General features: G+C 52.2%; 13 protein-coding genes. 4 read left to right on the forward strand and 9 right to left on the reverse strand.

Translation table 11 applies throughout. The annotated features are described in order from the left end of the window. Nucleotides 1-12 precede the first annotated feature (12 nt). The 8 genes from lpxK to serC all read right to left on the reverse strand — a co-directional run bounded on the left by lpxK (nt 13) and on the right by serC (nt 11,063). Nucleotides 13-990, reverse strand: coding sequence for a tetraacyldisaccharide 4'-kinase (lpxK, locus tag CKO_RS09130; protein WP_012133011.1), 978 nt, complete (start codon nt 988-990; stop codon nt 13-15). Further along, on the reverse strand, nt 987-2,735 hold the full coding sequence (msbA, locus tag CKO_RS09135; protein ID WP_012133012.1) for a lipid A ABC transporter ATP-binding protein/permease MsbA: 1,749 nt from the start codon (nt 2,733-2,735) through the stop codon (nt 987-989). Before msbA ends, lpxK begins: the two co-directional genes overlap by 4 nt. Before the next feature lie 36 nt (nt 2,736-2,771). Further along, entirely contained in the window at nt 2,772-5,036 is a 2,265-nt protein-coding gene (locus CKO_RS09140; RefSeq protein ID WP_012133013.1) for a ComEC family protein, read from the reverse strand. Between the two features lie 490 nt (nt 5,037-5,526). After that, nucleotides 5,527-5,811 carry an integration host factor subunit beta gene (ihfB, locus tag CKO_RS09145; RefSeq protein WP_000167332.1) on the reverse strand — a complete coding sequence of 95 codons (285 nt, stop codon included), beginning with the start codon at nt 5,809-5,811 and terminating at the stop codon, nt 5,527-5,529. Nucleotides 5,812-5,968: 157 nt separating this feature from the next. After that, on the reverse strand, nt 5,969-7,642 hold the full coding sequence (rpsA, locus tag CKO_RS09150) for a 30S ribosomal protein S1 (RefSeq protein WP_012133016.1): 1,674 nt from the start codon (nt 7,640-7,642) through the stop codon (nt 5,969-5,971). A gap of 113 nt (nt 7,643-7,755) precedes the next feature. Then, the gene (cmk, locus tag CKO_RS09155) at nt 7,756-8,439 is read right to left on the reverse strand and encodes a (d)CMP kinase (protein WP_012133018.1); all 684 of its coding nucleotides are present in this window, start codon (nt 8,437-8,439) and stop codon (nt 7,756-7,758) included. Nucleotides 8,440-8,620: 181 nt separating this feature from the next. Further along, complete coding sequence (aroA, locus tag CKO_RS09160; RefSeq protein ID WP_012133019.1) at nt 8,621-9,904, reverse strand: 3-phosphoshikimate 1-carboxyvinyltransferase; 1,284 nt, start codon at nt 9,902-9,904, stop codon at nt 8,621-8,623. Between the two features lie 70 nt (nt 9,905-9,974). Further along, nucleotides 9,975-11,063, reverse strand: a complete 1,089-nt coding sequence (gene serC / locus CKO_RS09165; protein ID WP_012133020.1) for a 3-phosphoserine/phosphohydroxythreonine transaminase — start codon at nt 11,061-11,063, stop codon at nt 9,975-9,977. A gap of 409 nt (nt 11,064-11,472) precedes the next feature. Here serC and ycaO point away from each other — a divergent pair, with 409 nt between their 5' ends. From ycaO to pflA, 4 genes are all read left to right on the forward strand, one after another. Then, entirely contained in the window at nt 11,473-13,233 is a 1,761-nt protein-coding gene (gene ycaO / locus CKO_RS09170) for a 30S ribosomal protein S12 methylthiotransferase accessory factor YcaO (protein WP_024130477.1), read from the forward strand. A gap of 405 nt (nt 13,234-13,638) precedes the next feature. Beyond that, on the forward strand, nt 13,639-14,499 hold the full coding sequence (focA, locus tag CKO_RS09175) for a formate transporter FocA (RefSeq protein WP_024130478.1): 861 nt from the start codon (nt 13,639-13,641) through the stop codon (nt 14,497-14,499). A 51-nt stretch (nt 14,500-14,550) separates the two neighbouring features. Next, nucleotides 14,551-16,833, forward strand: coding sequence for a formate C-acetyltransferase (pflB, locus tag CKO_RS09180; protein ID WP_012133023.1), 2,283 nt, complete (start codon nt 14,551-14,553; stop codon nt 16,831-16,833). A gap of 191 nt (nt 16,834-17,024) precedes the next feature. Next, complete coding sequence (gene pflA, locus CKO_RS09185; protein ID WP_024130479.1) at nt 17,025-17,765, forward strand: pyruvate formate lyase 1-activating protein; 741 nt, start codon at nt 17,025-17,027, stop codon at nt 17,763-17,765. A 78-nt stretch (nt 17,766-17,843) separates the two neighbouring features. Here the strand turns inward: pflA and CKO_RS09190 are convergent, their stop codons facing one another. Next, on the reverse strand, nt 17,844-18,992 hold the full coding sequence (locus CKO_RS09190) for an MFS transporter (RefSeq protein WP_012133025.1): 1,149 nt from the start codon (nt 18,990-18,992) through the stop codon (nt 17,844-17,846). Nucleotides 18,993-19,106: the final 114 nt, after the last annotated feature.

Genomic DNA, 19,106 nt, shown 5'->3' on the forward strand with positions numbered 1-19,106 from the left:
CATCAATTTGTGCTAGCGAGCCAGCGAGATGAGTTGTTCAAGCAGTGCATCAGGTTGTTCACCCGACAAACGCGCGTCTACAGGTAAATACCACCAGTTGTCCTCGGCAAATCCCCGGCATTTAACGGCATCTTTTTCCGTCATGACCAGCGTTTGCCCGTCGGTTACTAACGCCTTCACATCGTTAAAGGCGAGAGACTGATGATCGGCCAACGGAACGCATTTCTGTAGCGATGCCCCACACGCTTCGAGCGTAGCAAAGAAACGTGGAGGATGGCCAATCCCCGCCATCGCAACAATGTTGCTTAACTCCGCGACATGACGGCGCTCACCGGTGCATAAATTGACCGCCAGCCCTGGCGCCAGCTGCATCGGAATTTCTCCTGGTCTGGCAACGCCGCCGTTGACGATCACCGCATCTACCGATTTAAGCCGGCTGGCGCGCTCACGCATCGGCCCTGCGGGCAACCACCAGCCATTGCCAAACCGACGCACGCCGTCGATGACAACGATTTCAATATCGCGCGCCAGACGATAATGCTGTAGCCCGTCATCCGTCACGATAATTTGTACATCGTGACGCGCGAGAATCGCTTTTACTGCGTCTGAGCGAACCGGCGAGACAGCAACAGGTGCGCCGGTTCGTTGATAGATCAGTACCGGCTCATCGCCCGCTTCCGCAGAGGACGTTTGTGGAGTAAGCAACAGCGGATAAGACGCCGCTTTACCGCCATACCCCCGCGAAACAACCCCCACGCGAATGCCGCGCTGTTGCAGTTGCTCGACCAGCCAGATAACGACCGGCGTTTTTCCGTTGCCCCCCGCCGTAAGGTTCCCGACGACAACGACCGGCACCGGCGCACGCCAGGCGCGTTTAATTCCCAGCCGGTAGCACAAGCGAATCCCCCCACTCACCAGGCCATACAGCCAGGAGAGTGGGAGCAAAAGACGCCACAGGGGCGATTCACCAGACCAGATGCGGGCGATCATTGGCCAAATTGCATTTTATGCAGTTGCGAATACACACCGCGCTGCTCCAGCAATTCGCGATGGGTTCCACGCTCAACAATAATCCCGTCTTCCACCACGACAATTTCATCAGCTTGTTCAATCGTTGAGAGGCGGTGCGCGATAACCAGCGAAGTACGGTTTTTCTGCAACTCATCCAGTGCGGACTGAATCGCGCGTTCGGATTCGGTGTCCAGCGCAGAGGTGGCTTCATCCAGAATCAGGATTGGGCTGTCACGCAGCAACGCACGGGCAATCGCGATACGCTGACGCTGGCCACCAGAAAGCAGTACGCCGTTCTCGCCGATAACCGTATCCAGACCGTCATCCATCTTGCTGATAAAGTCCATGGCATACGCCATACGCGCCGCTTCTTCAATTTGCTCGCGGCTGTACTCTTCAGTACGCGCATAGGCGATGTTGTTCGCAACCGTATCGTTAAACAGGTGCACATTCTGCGAAACCAGCGCGACCTGATTACGCAATGAAGACAGGGTATATTCACGCAGATCGTGTCCATCCATCAGGATATTCCCTTCATTGATGTCGTAGAAGCGCGTGATCAGACTGGCAATGGTTGATTTACCTGAACCGGAACGCCCGACCAGTGCAACCGTCTTACCCGCCGGAATATGCAGATTGATATTGCGCAGCGCAGGTGTTTCACGCCCCGGATAGGTAAAGGTCACATTGCGGAATTCCAGATCGCCTGTCGAACGTTCAATTACGCGTTTGCCTTCATCTTTCTCTTGCTCGCTATCCAGAATAGCAAACAGCGTCTGGCATGCCGCCATACCACGCTGGAACTGCGCATTGACGTTGGTCAGCGATTTCAGAGGACGCATCAGGGCAATCATTGATGAGAATACGACGGTAATCGTACCCGCAGTCAGGCTGTCCATTACGCTCGGGAAGCTAGCCGCATAGAGAACAAAGGCCAGCGCCAGAGACGCGATCAGCTGAATGATCGGATCAGAGATGGATGATGCAGACACCATTTTCATCCCTTGCAGACGCATTTTATTGCTGACTTTGTCAAAACGCTTCGTTTCAACTTCCTGACCGCCAAAGATAAGCACTTCTTTGTGGCCTTTCAGCATCTGCTCTGCACTGGTGGTCACCTGCCCCATCGTGTTCTGCATGTTTTTACTGATGCTACGAAAACGCTTCGATACCACGCGAATCGCAATAGACACAACGGGCGCCAAAATGACCAGAATGATCGACAGTTGCCAGCTGTTATAGAACATCATGATAAACAAAGCGATGATCGATGCACCTTCACGCACGACCGTAATCAACGCCCCGGAAGACGATGACGCAACCTGTTCTGAGTCATAGGTAATACGAGAAAGCAGTGTCCCCGTTGATTGTTTATCAAAGAATGCAACAGGCATCCCCATCATATGACCAAACAGACGACGGCGCATGGTCATCACCACTTTGCCCGATACCCATGAAATACAGTAGCTGGAAATATAGCTGGTGATACCACGTAATATCATCAGGCCAATAACCACCAGCGGCATCCAAAGCAGCACCGATCGATCTGTTTTACCAAAACCATCGTCCAGCAATGGTTTGAGGAGCGATAACATAAAAGCATCGCTGGCCGCATTGAGGATCAACGCGACACCCGCCACGATCAGCCCAGTTTTGAAAGGCGCAATGGTAGGCCACAGTCGGCGGAACGTCTGCCACGTAGAGAGATCTTTATCGTTATGCATTCAAAAAACCAGCATTTGTTGAAATAGCCGCATATTCTACCCGTTATCCTCTGACACGCCAAACCACTGATGATACCAACGAGGTAAAATTTGCTCCCGTAAACCTCGTATGCGCCAGCCTTGCGGGGAAAAATCCACCGAAATTTGCCCCTGATGCGGGGTATCCAGCCACTGATAACCTTGTTGTTGATAGCGCTGTTTTACCTTCCAGGAAGGCAGACGCCAGGCGTTGTAGCGCGATGCCGACGCCAGCGCGGCCAGGCCCTCAACCCGTTGAATTAACGCTAATGACGACGATGTATTACTGCCATGATGCGGAACCTGAATAATTGTCGCCTGCAAATGCCGCCAATAACGACTTAGCATTTTTTGTTCAGCCGGAGATTCAATATCGCCCGTCAGCAAAATACTCTGCTTTCCGTCATCCACTTTAACCACGCAGGAATGGTTGTTGCCCTTTTCCCTGTTTCCTTTAATCGGCCAGTGTGCGCTGAAGGATAGCCCCTGCCACGTCCACTGCTCCGCACGAAAGCACGGCAGATGGCCCTTCCAGCCTAATGGGCTTCGTATCCAGAGCGAAGGCCACGTCTTCTGTAATGATGACAGGCCACCCCGATGATCCAGATGTTCATGGCTCAGGATAATCCCCTCAGGTTCCAGATTGTGCCAGCGCAGCCAGGGAATGATGAGCTGCTGTGCGCTATCGCCATCCGGCCAGGCGCGTCCCGTATCATAAAGTATCGCTTTCCCGTTATGTGCGATAACCATCGCCAGCCCCTGTCCGACATCCAGCATATGAACCTGCCACGCCTCCGTGCGCGGCGTACGCCAGAACGGCCAGCTCAACAGCAACACGCCAAACAAACAGATCACCGGGTAAGTTCGCCAGGCATTCAATCGCCACGCCATAAGCGTTAACCAGGGAGCCAAAGACAGGTATTGCCAGCGATAATCAATATTAATCCACCCTTCCGGCAGACTTTTCAGCGCCCGGAACAACACATCCAGAGAAGCGTCAGCCAGCGCCCAGAGGCCTTCTTCAACCATCAGCGGCCCGGTCAAATGGCCGATCATTCCCGCCAGTGTCAGTGGTACAGAGATAAATGTAACCAAAGGGACAGCAAACAGATTCGCCAGAAAAGAGGTCACACTTACGCCATGAAAAAGCGCTATTTGCACAGGTAAGAGCAGAAGCGTAATGCCCAACTGTAAGTGAACGAGATCCAACGCGACTTTCCCTGCCCGAGGCAACGCCCAGGCCGGTACAGGAAACCACTGATACCAGAAAATAAGCGCTGCGACGGCAAAGGCCGAAAGCCACAGACTTTGCGACAGAACAGCAATCGGATCGGCAATCACTATTGCCGCCAGGCAGCAGAACCAGACCTCCCAACCGCTCCATTGCCGACCGCTCAGCTTCAGTAATCCCCACGCTGCCAGCGCCACAACCGTACGCAACGCGGGGGGTTGTAACCCCGTGAGCCAGGCGTAAAACGTCGCGCACACAATCCCTCCCACTAACGGCGTTTGCCAGTGAATCCAGCGGGTGGGAAGTAAAAATTGCGCGCCACGAATCAATCCTCCGGCCAGCAGTGCGGCAAAGGCGATATGCAACCCTGAAATGGCCATCAGGTGCGCCGTACCAGTATCGCGCATAATATTTTTGACCTCTTGCGATACTGATAAACGCTCGCCCATGCCTAATGCCAGGATAACCTGCTGCCAGGGGTAGCGCGCCAGCGTGGTATTGAGGGAAGCAAGATAACGCGCGCGTAAACTACATGACGATTCAATGACCGTCGCATGCAGAAACCGGCCGCTCAGAGGCTGATGTTGCGCAAGCGCATAACGCTGGCTATCAAATCCCCCCTCATTAAGCTGACCATGCACGGCACGGACTTTTAGTTTCATCGCCCAACGTTGACCTGCACACACCTCGCCGGGCAAATATTGCCCATAAAGAACAACGCCCACCGAGGGAAACAGGCGTTTCCCCTGTACATGGGTAATTTGCCCGTAATGTGTGGTGGCATGATCGGTCGCCGTAATTTGCACCACGGCTTCTTGTGTTGCGCCAGGCAAGGTATTACCCGGCCAGACGGCTTGCTTTGCAGCAAGTATTCCCCAGAGAAAAAACAGCAGGGTCAAGCTGGCGTACTGCGTATATTTATATGGAACAAAGGACAGCGCGCAGGCAAAACAAAATATGCCAATGAGACACAACGAACCGGGAAGTACAGGTAAGAATATTAGCGGAAGAATTCCGCATAATGCACACACGCTGACCGTTGTTATTTTCATAGACACCTCCCTGTTACAAGAAGTGTGCAGATTTGGCTAACGTTTGTCTGGCGACAATTTGTGGTTATTCGGCGCAAATTCCGTGGTTTTCGCGTTGGGAATGCAAGATGCACATAAAAATGCGAGAGGCTTTCCAGTTACGCCTACGAGCACGTATCTGTAGATCTGATGAATGTAGTGCCATCAGGCGCTGCTTTGTGCCGGATGGCGACGCAAAGCGTCTTATCCGGCCTACGGAGTCACGGGAGCATACCTGTAGGCCTGATAAGCGTAGCGCCATCAGGCGCTGCTTTATGCCGGATGGCGACGCGAAGCGTCTTATCCGGCCTACGGAGTCACGGGAGCATATCTGTGGGCCTGATAAGCGTAGCGCCATCAGGCGCTGCTTTGTGCCGGATGATGGCGTTGAAGTCTCTTTTCCGGTCGGAATGCAGAAATGAAAAAAGCACCTTTCAGGTGCTTTTTTCTGGATCAAGTTTTTCGTTAAAACTTAACCGTAAATATTGGCGCGATCGCGCAGTTCTTTACCCGGCTTAAAGTGCGGAACATACTTTCCTTCCAGTTCTACTTTATCGCCAGTCTTCGGGTTACGTCCGGTACGAGGTGCGCGGTAGTGCAAAGAAAAGCTGCCGAAACCGCGGATTTCAATACGCTCGCCCTGCGCAAGAGTCGAGGCCATATGTTCCAGCATCTCTTTTACTGCATCTTCAACCGCTTTCGCGGGAATGTGAGATTGCTGGGTTGCAAGTCTTTCAATCAATTCTGACTTGGTCATGATTCCTCCGGTTCCTGTAAGCAAATTGGCTGCTGCTGTTGTTGCATTGATTAAGGGCGGCCGTAGCCGCCCTTAGTGCTTGATTACAGGACGAATCTTGTAATCTGTCAAGTAAACTCATCAAACTTCGGGATAAAACACCCGAAGTTTCAGAGAATTACTCGCCTTTAGCTGCTTTGAAAGCTTCAGCCATTGCGTTGTTGGAGAAGTTTGCATCTTCCTGTTTGTTAACAGTTGCGATTGCATCTTTCTCGTCAGCTTCGTCTTTCGCACGAACAGACAGGCTGATTGCGCGGTTTTTACGATCAACGCCGGTGAATTTAGCTTCAACTTCGTCGCCAACGCTCAGAACCAGAGTCGCATCTTCAACGCGGTCACGGGATGCTTCAGAAGCACGCAGGTAGCCTTCAACGCCGTCAGCCAGTTCTACGGTTGCGCCTTTAGCGTCAACAGCAGTGACTTTACCGGTTACGATAGCGCCTTTCTTGTTCAGAGCAACCCAGTTGTTGAACGGATCTTCTGCGAGCTGTTTAACGCCCAGGGAGATACGCTCACGCTCTGCGTCAACTTGCAGAACAACTGCTGCGATTTCGTCGCCTTTTTTGTATTCACGAACTGCTTCTTCGCCTGCAACGTTCCAGGAGATGTCAGACAGGTGAACCAGGCCGTCGATGCCGCCGTCCAGGCCGATGAAGATACCGAAGTCAGTGATAGACTTGATTTTACCTTCAACACGGTCGCCCTTGTTGTGGGTTTCCGCAAACTGCTGCCACGGGTTGGATTTGCACTGTTTCAGGCCCAGGGAGATACGACGACGTTCTTCGTCGATATCCAGAACCATAACTTCCACTACATCGCCAACGTTAACAACTTTGGACGGGTGGATGTTTTTGTTGGTCCAATCCATTTCGGAAACGTGAACCAGGCCTTCAACGCCTTCTTCGATTTCAACGAAGCAGCCGTAGTCGGTCAGGTTGGTCACGCGACCAGTCAGTTTGGTACCTTCTGGATAACGCTTAGCGATAGCTACCCACGGATCTTCGCCCAGCTGTTTCAGGCCCAGAGATACACGAGTACGCTCACGGTCGAACTTCAGCACTTTAACAGTGATTTCGTCGCCAACGTTTACGATTTCGCTCGGATGCTTAACGCGTTTCCATGCCATGTCGGTGATGTGCAGCAGGCCGTCAACGCCACCCAGATCAACGAATGCACCGTAGTCAGTGAGGTTCTTAACGATACCTTTAACTTCCATGCCTTCTTGCAGGTTTTCCAGCAGCTGATCGCGTTCTGCGCTGTTTTCGGATTCGATAACGGCACGACGGGAAACCACAACGTTGTTGCGCTTCTGATCCAGCTTGATGACTTTGAATTCAAGCTCTTTGCCTTCCAGGTGCAGCGTGTCGCGCACCGGACGAACGTCTACCAGGGAACCTGGCAGGAACGCACGAATACCGTTCAGCTCAACAGTGAAGCCGCCCTTAACTTTGCCGTTGATAACACCGGTAACAGTTTCAGCATCTTCGTAAGCTTTTTCCAGCGTGATCCAGGCTTCGTGACGTTTCGCTTTTTCACGGGACAGCAGGGTTTCGCCGAAGCCGTCTTCTACTGCATCCAGAGCAACGTCAACTTCGTCGCCAACCTGGATTTCCAGTTCGCCCTGGGCGTTTTTGAACTGCTCAGCCGGAATGGCGGATTCAGATTTCAGACCAGCGTCAACCAGTACGATATCTTTATCAATAGCAACAACAACGCCGCGAACGATGGAACCCGGGCGGGTTTCGATTTCTTTTAAGGACTCTTCAAAGAGTTGAGCAAAAGATTCAGTCATGTTTAATCTTCAGGTTTCATATTTAACGTCCACCTGGCTCCATGCCGGATGGGGTTGTTTCACATACCCACTGTCAATCCATTGCAGCGGGGGTACTACAAATTCGGTCGCACTTAAGCGAGTGCCAGTTTTTGGCGCGCGTATTGTAACGCTTTTTCAATCACTTGCTCAATGCTTAATCGGGTAGAATCCAGAACTAAAGCATCGGCAGCAGGAACCAGCGGCGCGACAGCGCGATTACGATCGCGGTCGTCACGTTCCTTTATCTCGGCCAAAAGGCGTTCAAAGTTAACACTAAAGCCCTTCTCCTGCAACTGTAGCATACGGCGGTGAGCGCGTTCTTCAGAAGACGCATCCAGGAAAATTTTTACTGGCGCATCAGGGAATACCACCGTTCCCATGTCGCGGCCATCGGCAATCAACCCTGGCGCATCGCGAAACGCACGCTGGCGGCGCAAAAGCGCTTCGCGCACGCGCGGGAACGCAGCGACCTGAGATGCCGCGTTCGCGACTTCTTGCGTGCGGATTTCCCCGCTCACATCTTCCCCTTCCAGAATGACTTCCAGATTGCCATTGGTTGAGACAAAACGAACATCCAGATGAGACGCAAGCGGTACAAGAGCGTCTTCAGAGGTGACATCAACATGATGATGTAAGGCCGCCAGCGCCAGTACACGATAAATCGCGCCCGAGTCCAGCAGATGCCATTGCAATGCTTCCGCCATTGCCTTGCACAAGGTGCCTTTACCTGCACCGCTTGGGCCATCAATGGTAATTACCGGGGCAATTGCCGTCATCTTTTTCTCCTTAAACAGGCATACCGTTAACGTGAACGCCGCGCATTATACGCGCCAACGCTCACAATCGTTATCTTTGTATGCAAAAACCCATTTTGTCTGTCATCAGATGAGGAAGATTTGCGCAATTATAGCGGGCTGGCGAAGAGCCAGCCCAAAAGATGACAATGTTTTACTTTTATCAGGCAGGCGTACTAATACGCGCCAGTTGCTCGAAGTAATCCGGGAAGGTTTTAGCGGTACATTTCGGATCGAGAATCGTCACCGGCGTATCCGACAACGCGACCAGCGAGAAACACATCGCCATACGGTGATCGTTATAGGTGCCGATTTCGGCAAACTGCAACTGAGCCGGTGGCGTGATACGAATGAAATCATGCCCCTCTTCCACTTCAGCGCCGACTTTACGCAGTTCCGTCGCCATCGCAAACAGGCGGTCAGTCTCTTTCACACGCCAGTTATAGATATTACGCAGTGTGGTGGTGCCTTTAGCAAACAACGCCGCCGTGGCGATGGTCATCGCCGCATCCGGGATATGGTTCATGTCCATATCCACAGCGTTCAGTTCACCGCGCGTACAGGCAATGAAGTCATCACCCCAGGTGATGGTGGCGCCCATCTTCTCCAGTACGTCGGCAAAGCGGATATCGCCCTGCATACTGTTGCGGCCAATCCCCGTCACTTTTACCGTTCCGCCTTTAATGGCGCCAGCGGCAAGGAAATAAGAAGCGGATGACGCGTCGCCTTCCACCAGATATTGACCCGGTGAACGATACTGCTGCTCCCCTTTCACCACAAAACGCTGGTAATTCTGGTTCTCAACCTCAACGCCGAATGTTTTCATCAGGTTCAGCGTGATGTCGATATACGGTTTGGACACCAGATCGCCTTTAATTGCGATCGTCGTGTCCTGCGGCGCAAGCGGCGCGGTCATCAGCAGCGCGGTGAGGAACTGACTGGAGACGCTGCCATCAACCTCAACATGACCGCCGCTAAAACCGCCGCGCAGACGCAGAGGCGGATAGTTTTCCTGCTCCAGATAATCAATCTTCGCACCGCCCTGACGCAGCGCATCGACCAGATGACCGATCGGGCGCTCTTTCATGCGAGGCTCACCGGTCAGCACGATATCATTTGCCCCCAGGCACAGCGCGGCGGCAAGCGGACGCATCGCCGTTCCCGCATTGCCCAGGAACAGTTCCAGCGCGCCTTCGGCATGTAATACGCCGCCCTGCCCGGTAATTTCACAACGGGTACGGTCGGCGGAAAGGGTATAACTGACCCCCAACGCACTCAGCGCGTTCAGCATATGGCGAACATCATCGCTGTCCAGCAGGTTTGTCAGAACAGTGGTGCCGCTTGCTAATGCCGCCAGTAACAAAGCGCGATTCGAAACACTCTTGGAGCCAGGCAGATTGATGGTGCCATCGACCCGCGCGATGGGTTGTAACGTCAGGGATTCCATGAAACTCAACTCTCAAAAACAGAAATAAAAACCCCACAGGCTGGCTGTGGGGATGAAAAAAGAAAACGAATTAGCCGTGGCGACGCTCGAAATCGACCATGAAATCCGTCAACGCCTTCACGCCTTCAAGCGGCATTGCGTTATAGATAGAGGCGCGCATTCCGCCCACCACGCGATGACCTTTCAGCGCATGCAGACCCGCAGCGAAAGATTCCTCCAGGAAGACTTTATCAAGCGCGCTGTCCGCTAGCTGGAAAGGCACGTTCATACGTGAACGATTCGATTTCGCCACATCGTTACGGTAGAAATCACTGTTATCAATCACGCCATACAGCAGTTCCGCTTTTTGCTGATTGATTTTGTTCATCGCCGCAACGCCGCCCTGCGCTTTCAGCCATTTGAACACCAGGCCAGAAAGATACCAGGCAAAGGTCGGCGGGGTATTGAACATAGAGTCGTTGTCGTTCAGCACGGTGTAATCAAGGATAGACGGGCAAGCGATGTTCGCTTTACCTAACAGATCTTCACGCACGATCACAATTGTCAGCCCCGCCGGGCCGATGTTTTTCTGCGCCCCGGCGTAGATCACGCCATAACGCGACACATCCAGCGGCGCGGAAAGAATTGTGGATGAGAAATCCGCAGCCACAACGACATCCGAACCAAAATTCGGCGTTTCATCAATTGCGATACCGTCGATAGTTTCGTTCGGGCAATAATGAACGTAAGCGGCGTTATCAGAAAGCTGCCACTCGCTCATCGGTTTGACCGCACGCAGACCGTCAACCGTGACTTTGGCGTCAATCACGTTTGGCGAACAGTATTTTTTCGCTTCTTTGATGGCGCTGGCCGCCCAGTAACCGGCATCAACGTAATCCGCCGACGTTTTATCGCCCAGAATATTTAACGGAATTGCCGCAAACTGCCCACGGCCGCCGCCGTGGCAGAACAATACTTTGTAGTTGGAGGGGATGCTGAGGAGATCGCGAAAATCCTGTTCCGCTTCCTCTGCGACCTGGATAAATTCTTTGCCACGGTGGCTAATTTCCATTACTGACGTGCCAAGACCGTGCCAGTCACGCAGATCCTGTTGAGCCAGTTTAAGCACTTCCGCCGGTAGCATTGCCGGACCTGAACTAAAATTGAAGACCTGAGCCATTTCCCCTCACCACGTTGCGTTATTATCGCCTCAACACCCGAACGTCTGCGCAAGGCAGGACGACGGATATTGGGTATAAGTTATTCCTGTGGATATCGGTTTTATCATTCAGTGACACGCGCCGCAATGGGTAAAACTCATCAGGCCAAAAATGCGCGCTACGTCACACAACAGAATCTATCGGATTGACGACATAAAACCGATAGATTCGCTGTCAGGTAGCCCGTTTTACCCGGCTGGCCTTCGACCATTCTGGATTTGCGCCGCGCGGGCGTCATTGACGATCCCCGGCATTCACAGGAACGACGCTACTACGCACTTTTATTTACGCTGCCGGGGCGGCGGCGATAGCGCCGTCAACATAAAACCCGTATCATTGCGCGCTTTCCGTACGACAAAAGTGATTTTCATGACGCAAACATTTATCCCCGGCAAAGACGCCGCCCTGGAAGATTCCATCGCTCGCTTCCAGCAAAAACTGCTCGACCTCGGTTTTCATATTGAAGAGGCCTCCTGGCTGAATCCGGTGCCTAACGTCTGGTCGGTGCATATTCGCGACAAAGAGTGCGCGTTGTGCTTTACCAACGGCAAAGGCGCAACCAAAAAAGCCGCGCTGGCTTCCGCGCTGGGTGAATATTTTGAGCGTCTGTCCACCAACTATTTCTTCGCCGATTTCTGGCTGGGTGAAACCATCGCCAATGGCCCGTTCGTGCATTATCCGAATGAAAAATGGTTCCCGCTAACCGATGACGACGCCCTGCCGGAAGGGTTACTGGATGACCGTCTGCGCGCGTTCTACGACCCGGAAAACGAGCTGGCTGGAAGCATGCTTATCGATCTGCAATCCGGTAACGAAGATCGCGGTATCTGCGGCCTGCCGTTTACCCGCCAGTCTGATAATCACACCGTGTATATTCCGATGAACATTATCGGCAACCTGTACGTTTCCAACGGAATGTCGGCTGGTAACACCCGCAACGAAGCGCGTGTGCAGGGTTTGTCTGAAGTGTTCGAACGTCATGTTAAAAACCGCATCATCGCCGAAAGCATTAGCCTACCGGAAATTCCAGCCGATGTGCTGGCACGCTACCCGGCAGTGGTAGAGGCCATCGCTAAGCTGGAGGCGGAAGGTTTCCCAATCTTCGCTTATGACGGCTCGCTGGGCGGTCAGTATCCGGTTATCTGCGTCGTCCTGTTCAACCCGGCCAACGGCACCTGCTTCGCCTCCTTCGGCGCGCATCCTGATTTCGGCGTTGCGCTGGAGCGCACCGTCACCGAGCTGTTGCAGGGCCGTGGGCTGAAAGATCTTGATGTCTTTACCCCGCCAACGTTCGACGACGAAGAAGTGGCTGAACATACTAACCTTGAGACGCACTTCATTGACTCCAGCGGTTTGATCTCCTGGGATCTGTTCAAGCAGGATGCCGACTATCCGTTTGCTGACTGGAGTTTCTCCGGCACTACGGAAGAAGAGTTCGCCACGCTGATGGCAATCTTCAATGCGGAAGATAAAGAGGTCTATATTGCCGACTATGAGCACCTCGGCGTTTATGCCTGCCGCATTATTGTGCCGGGCATGTCTGATATTTATCCGGCAGAAGATCTGTGGCTCGCCAACAACAGCATGGGCAGCCATCTGCGCGAAACCCTCCTCGCCCTGCCGGGCAGCGCATGGGAGAAAGAGGCTTACCTCAATCTGATTGAACAATTAGATGAAGAAGGCTTTGATGACTTTACCCGCGTGCGCGAGTTACTTGGCCTGGCGACAGGCCCGGATAATGGCTGGTATACCCTGCGCATCGGTGAGCTTAAAGCAATGCTGGCGCTGGCTGGCGGCGATCTGGAGCAGGCGCTGATCTGGACAGAGTGGACGATGGAATTCAACGCCTCCATCTTTAGCGCTGAACGTGCGAACTACTACCGCTGTCTGCAAACGCTGCTGCTTCTGGCGCAGGAAGAAGACCGCGAACCGCTGCAATACCTGAATGCTTTCGTTCGGATGTATGGCGCCGAAGCTGTTGAAGCGGCCAGCGCGGCACTGAGCGGCGAAGCGGCATTTTATGGGCTGCAAGCGGTTGATAGCGATCTGCATGCTTTCGCATCACATCAGTCTCTGCTGAAAGCCTATGAGAAATTGCAGCGCGCCAAGGCCGCTCACTGGTCAAAATAGAAGCGAATAACCTACTGTAGGTAGGTTTAAACAATCGACTGAGCTATATTACGGGGCGCTTTATGCGCCCTGTTTTTTTATTTTTTTGGCAAACGAAAATAAATGTAATAACAAGGTTAAATATTGGTAGTTGATATTACAGATATTAATGTGCTGGTGTTACTTTATTTGCCAATTACTCCATTTTAATTAACTGCCATCGGGGAGGCTCAGCGAAAAAATTCAACTCACTTTATAATTTTTAAAATTTATTTTTATTTGGATAATCAAATATTTACACCGCAATCGCGTAAAAACCACGCATCTTGCGGGCCTATAAGCCAGGCGAGATATGATCTATATCAAATTCTCATCTATAATGCTTTGTTAGTATCTCGTCGCCGACTTAATAAAGAGAGAGTTAGTGTGAAAGCTGACAACCCTTTTGATCTATTACTCCCTGCTGCAATGGCCAAAGTGGCCGAAGAGGCAGGTGTCTATAAAGCAACGAAACATCCGCTGAAGACTTTCTATCTGGCGATTACCGCGGGTGTGTTCATTTCCATTGCCTTTGTTTTCTATATCACCGCCACAACCGGTACAGGCACAATGCCTTTTGGTATGGCGAAACTGGTTGGAGGCATCTGCTTCTCGCTGGGGCTGATTCTCTGTGTTATCTGCGGCGCAGATCTTTTCACATCAACAGTGCTGATTGTTGTCGCGAAAGCGAGCGGCCGAATCACATGGGGCCAACTGGCAAAAAACTGGCTCAACGTTTATTTTGGTAACCTGATCGGTTGTCTGCTCTTTGTGTTGTTGATGTGGCTTTCCGGCGAGTATATGACCGCCAACGGCGGATGGGGGCTTAACGTCCTGCAAACCGCCGACCACAAGATGCATCATACTTTTATTGAAGCTGTCTGCCTGGGTATCCTGGCTAACCTGATGGTTTGCCTGGCCGTGTGGATGAGCTACTCGGGCCGTAGCCTGATGGACAAAGCGTTTATCATGGTATTGCCCGTCGCCATGTTTGTTGCCAGCGGTTTTGAGCACAGCATCGCAAACATGTTTATGATTCCGATGGGGATTGTAATCCGTGACTTCGCCACACCGGAATTCTGGGCCGCAGTGGGCTCCAGTCCGGAAAGTTTTTCTCACCTGACCGTGATGAATTTCATCACCGATAACCTGATTCCGGTCACAATCGGTAACATTATCGGCGGCGGTTTATTGGTCGGGTTGACATACTGGGTCATTTACCTGCGTGGCGACGATCATCATTGCTGATGAGCGTTATACGCAGTAAATAAAAAATCCACTTAAGAAGGTAGGTGTTACATGTCCGAGCTTAATGAAAAGTTAGCCACAGCCTGGGAAGGTTTTACCAAAGGTGACTGGCAGAATGAAGTAAACGTCCGTGACTTCATTCAGAAAAACTACACTCCGTACGAGGGTGATGAGTCCTTCCTGGCTGGCGCGACGAATGCGACCACTGCACTGTGGGACAGCGTAATGGAAGGCGTTAAACAGGAAAACCGCACTCACGCGCCTGTTGACTTTGACACCTCCGTTGCTTCTACCATCACTTCTCACGACGCTGGCTACATCAATAAAGCGCTTGAGAAAATCGTTGGTCTGCAAACTGAAGCTCCGCTGAAACGTGCGATCATCCCGTTCGGTGGTATCAAAATGGTTGAAGGTTCCTGCAAAGCGTACAATCGCGAGCTGGACCCAATGCTGAAAAAAATCTTCACCGAATACCGCAAAACCCACAACCAGGGTGTATTCGATGTTTATACCAAAGACATTCTGAACTGCCGTAAATCTGGTGTTCTGACTGGTCTGCCAGATGCGTATGGCCGTGGCCGTATCATCGGTGACTACCGTCGCGTTGCGCTGTACGGTATCGACTTCCTGATGAAAGACAAATACGCCCAGTTCGTCTCTTTGCAGTCTGACCTGGAAAACGGCGTAAACCTGGAAGCGACTATCCGTCTGCGTGAAGAAATTGCTGAACAGCACCGCGCGCTGGGTCAGATCAAAGAGATGGCGGCTAAATATGGCTGCGATATCTCTGGTCCGGCTACCAACGCTCAGGAAGCTATCCAGTGGACCTACTTCGGCTACCTGGCCGCTGTTAAGTCTCAGAACGGTGCAGCAATGTCCTTCGGTCGCGTATCCACCTTCCTGGATGCGTACATTGAACGTGATATCAAAGCAGGCAAAATCACCGAACAAGACGCACAGGAAATGATTGACCACCTGGTCATGAAACTGCGTATGGTTCGCTTCCTGCGTACGCCGGAATACGATGAACTGTTCTCTGGCGACCCGATTTGGGCAACTGAATCTATCGGCGGTATGGGCGTTGACGGCCGTACTCTGGTTACCAAAAACAGCTTCCGCTTCCTGAACACCCTGTACACCATGGGTCCGTCTCCTGAGCCGAACATCACCGTTCTGTGGTCTGAAAAACTGCCGCTGAACTTCAAGAAATTCGCCGCTAAAGTGTCCATCGACACCTCTTCTCTGCAATACGAGAACGATGACCTGATGCGTCCAGACTTCAACAACGATGACTACGCTATTGCTTGCTGCGTAAGCCCGATGGTTGTTGGTAAACAAATGCAGTTCTTCGGTGCGCGTGCAAACCTGGCGAAAACCATGCTGTACGCAATCAACGGCGGCGTTGATGAAAAACTGAAAATGCAGGTTGGTCCTAAATCTGAACCGATCAAAGGCGACGTTCTGAACTTCGACGAAGTGATGGACCGCATGGATCACTTCATGGACTGGCTGGCTAAACAGTATGTCACCGCGCTGAACGTTATCCACTACATGCACGACAAGTACAGCTACGAAGCCTCTCTGATGGCGCTGCACGACCGTGACGTTATCCGCACCATGGCGTGTGGTATCGCAGGTCTGTCCGTTGCTGCTGACTCCCTGTCTGCAATCAAATATGCGAAAGTTAAACCGATTCGTGACGAAGACGGCCTGGCTGTAGACTTCGAAATCGAAGGCGAATACCCGCAGTTTGGTAACAACGACTCTCGCGTTGATGACATGGCGGTTGACCTGGTAGAACGTTTCATGAAGAAAATTCAGAAACTGACCACTTACCGTGGCGCTATCCCGACTCAGTCTGTTCTGACCATCACTTCTAACGTTGTGTATGGTAAGAAAACCGGTAACACCCCAGACGGTCGTCGTGCTGGCGCGCCGTTCGGACCGGGTGCTAACCCAATGCACGGCCGTGACCAGAAAGGTGCTGTTGCCTCTCTGACCTCCGTTGCAAAACTGCCGTTTGCTTACGCTAAAGATGGTATCTCTTACACCTTCTCTATCGTTCCGAACGCTCTGGGTAAAGACGACGAAGTACGTAAAACCAACCTGGCGGGTCTGATGGATGGTTACTTCCACCACGAAGCGTCCATCGAAGGTGGTCAGCACCTGAACGTGAACGTGATGAACCGTGAAATGCTGCTGGACGCGATGGAACACCCGGAAAAATATCCGCAGCTGACCATCCGTGTATCAGGTTACGCAGTACGTTTTAACTCCCTGACGAAAGAACAACAGCAGGACGTTATTACTCGTACCTTCACTCAGACCATGTAATTGGGTTTTGACTGAAATCGTACTGTAAAAAGCGTACAATAAAGGCTCCACGTAAGTGGGGCCTTTTTAACAACTAAGTCTCTTTCGCCAGCTATCTATACTCAATGGATGACTGCCAAAACAGACTCGACACAGTTAATAACTGTGCACTAACACGGCCCCGGATGGGCCACATCTGGAGAAACACCGCAATGTCAGTTATTGGTCGCATTCACTCCTTTGAATCCTGTGGCACCGTTGACGGCCCGGGCATCCGCTTTATTACATTCTTCCAGGGCTGTCTGATGCGATGCCTGTATTGCCATAACCGCGACACCTGGGATACGCATGGCGGCAAAGAAGTTACCGTTGAAGATCTGATGAAAGAGGTCGTCACCTACCGCCACTTTATGAACGCATCCGGCGGCGGCGTAACGGCTTCCGGCGGCGAAGCGATCTTACAGGCAGAGTTTGTTCGCGACTGGTTCCGCGCCTGTAAGAAAGAAAGCATCCATACCTGTCTTGATACCAACGGCTTTGTTCGCCGCTACGATCCGGTCATCGATGAACTGCTGGAAGTCACCGACCTGGTGATGCTTGACCTGAAGCAGATGAATGACGAGATTCATCAGAATCTGGTTGGCGTATCCAACCATCGCACTCTGGAGTTCGCCAAATACATCTCTGCAAAGGGCATTAAGACCTGGATTCGCTACGTTGTGGTGCCGGGCTGGTCTGACGATGACGACTCCGCACACCGCCTGGGCGAATTCACCCGCGATATGGGCAACGTTGAAAAAATCGAACTGCTGCCCTATCACGAGTTAGGCAAACACAAATGGGTCGCAATGGGCGAAGAATACAAGCTTGATGGCGTTAAACCGCCGAAGAAAGAAACCATGGAGCGCGTAAAAGGTATTCTTGAGCAGTACGGTCATAAAGTGATGTACTGAGTTATTTTGTCGGTATCGCCGGATGGCGACGCGAAAGCGTCTTATCCGGCCTACAGACTTCATACCTGATCACATAAATTAAACGTGCGCCACAGGCGTCGGCGTATGTCCTGCGTTGCGCAGCAGCATGAGCAAATAAACAAACGAGACGCTGGCAATCATAATAAACAACAGATTATCAGAGTAATTCTGCATCAGCATCGCGGTAAATGACGGCCCCAGCAGGCTGCCTACGGTATAGCTGAGCAGCAACGCCTGGTTCATTGCCACAAGCTGATGACGTTCTACCTTTTCACAAGCCCAGGCCATCGCGACGGGATAGAGCGTAAAGCCTGCCGCCCCCAGAATGAATAAGGCGGGCGCCATCGCAGCCTGAGTCAGCATGGCAATACTGCCGAGGATCACCACAAAGACCTGTACACGCAGCACCAGAAGACGACCAAACTTATCGGCCAGACGACCAATCGGCCATTGGCCTAAAATACCGGCGCTCACCAGCACGGCCATCCAGAAACCGATGCTCGCATTGCTAATCCCCTGATGATTAAGATACAGCGGCATCAGGCCATACAGCGATCCCAGTACAATCCCGGAAATAATGCACCCGTTTACACCTAACCGCGCCTGACGCAGTCTCAGCATTGACGTAATCGGCGTCGTATCGTGTTCTTCCGACTGCTGATTCAGGATACGGGTAAAGAGCAGCGGCAAAATGCCCGCCAGAATCATGCCGGTTACCCACGGCAGAACGCTCATTAATTCTGTCGGAACTTTACTGACCAGCAGTTGCCCCAAAAACGTTCCCACGTAATAGACCATCATGTACGCAGCCAGCAACCGCCCACGATTGCGGGATGTTCCGCTGCACATCAGAGCGCTTTCCACCACGACCCAAATCATGGCGCAGCCCACGCCGGCAACAAAGCGCCAGGCCAGCCAGCTCCAGAAACCAATCATCATGCCCAGCCCTACGCAACCCGCCGCAAAAATGAGCGAGGCAATATAGTAACTGCGGTTAAAGCCCAGGCGCTTGATTAAATACCCGGTAAGCAACGTCCCAACCAGATTCCCGGTAAAGTAGGACGAACTGACCATACCGACCTGCCAGGTTGCCAGGCTTTCCTGGGCAAGCCACAAGGGGACGAGCGTGTTTAATACTGCGATCGCCAGGGTCAACAAAAGCAGGCCGCACAGCAAAAGCATAACGGGCCGGGTATAGATGGACATGGATAAAAACCGTGAGGAAGTTCAAATTTCATGCGCATCATGCCACCAACAAAAACATTGTCAATCTACCCGAATCGCGGCATCACGCGCTTTCCCGCCCTTCGATTTGAAATA

The organism is Citrobacter koseri ATCC BAA-895 (assembly GCF_000018045.1).
GTDB lineage: Bacteria > Pseudomonadota > Gammaproteobacteria > Enterobacterales > Enterobacteriaceae > Citrobacter_B > Citrobacter_B koseri.

Coding starts and splice junctions, on each gene's coding strand:
- lpxK (WP_012133011.1), bottom strand. CDS start 990: ATGATCGCCCGCATCTGGTCTGGTGAATCGCCCCTGTGGCGTCTTTTG.
- msbA (WP_012133012.1), bottom strand. CDS start 2,735: ATGCATAACGATAAAGATCTCTCTACGTGGCAGACGTTCCGCCGACTG.
- CKO_RS09140 (WP_012133013.1), bottom strand. CDS start 5,036: ATGAAAATAACAACGGTCAGCGTGTGTGCATTATGCGGAATTCTTCCG.
- ihfB (WP_000167332.1), bottom strand. CDS start 5,811: ATGACCAAGTCAGAATTGATTGAAAGACTTGCAACCCAGCAATCTCAC.
- rpsA (WP_012133016.1), bottom strand. CDS start 7,642: ATGACTGAATCTTTTGCTCAACTCTTTGAAGAGTCCTTAAAAGAAATC.
- cmk (WP_012133018.1), bottom strand. CDS start 8,439: ATGACGGCAATTGCCCCGGTAATTACCATTGATGGCCCAAGCGGTGCA.
- aroA (WP_012133019.1), bottom strand. CDS start 9,904: ATGGAATCCCTGACGTTACAACCCATCGCGCGGGTCGATGGCACCATC.
- serC (WP_012133020.1), bottom strand. CDS start 11,063: ATGGCTCAGGTCTTCAATTTTAGTTCAGGTCCGGCAATGCTACCGGCG.
- ycaO (WP_024130477.1), top strand. CDS start 11,473: ATGACGCAAACATTTATCCCCGGCAAAGACGCCGCCCTGGAAGATTCC.
- pflB (WP_012133023.1), top strand. CDS start 14,551: ATGTCCGAGCTTAATGAAAAGTTAGCCACAGCCTGGGAAGGTTTTACC.
- pflA (WP_024130479.1), top strand. CDS start 17,025: ATGTCAGTTATTGGTCGCATTCACTCCTTTGAATCCTGTGGCACCGTT.
- CKO_RS09190 (WP_012133025.1), bottom strand. CDS start 18,992: ATGTCCATCTATACCCGGCCCGTTATGCTTTTGCTGTGCGGCCTGCTT.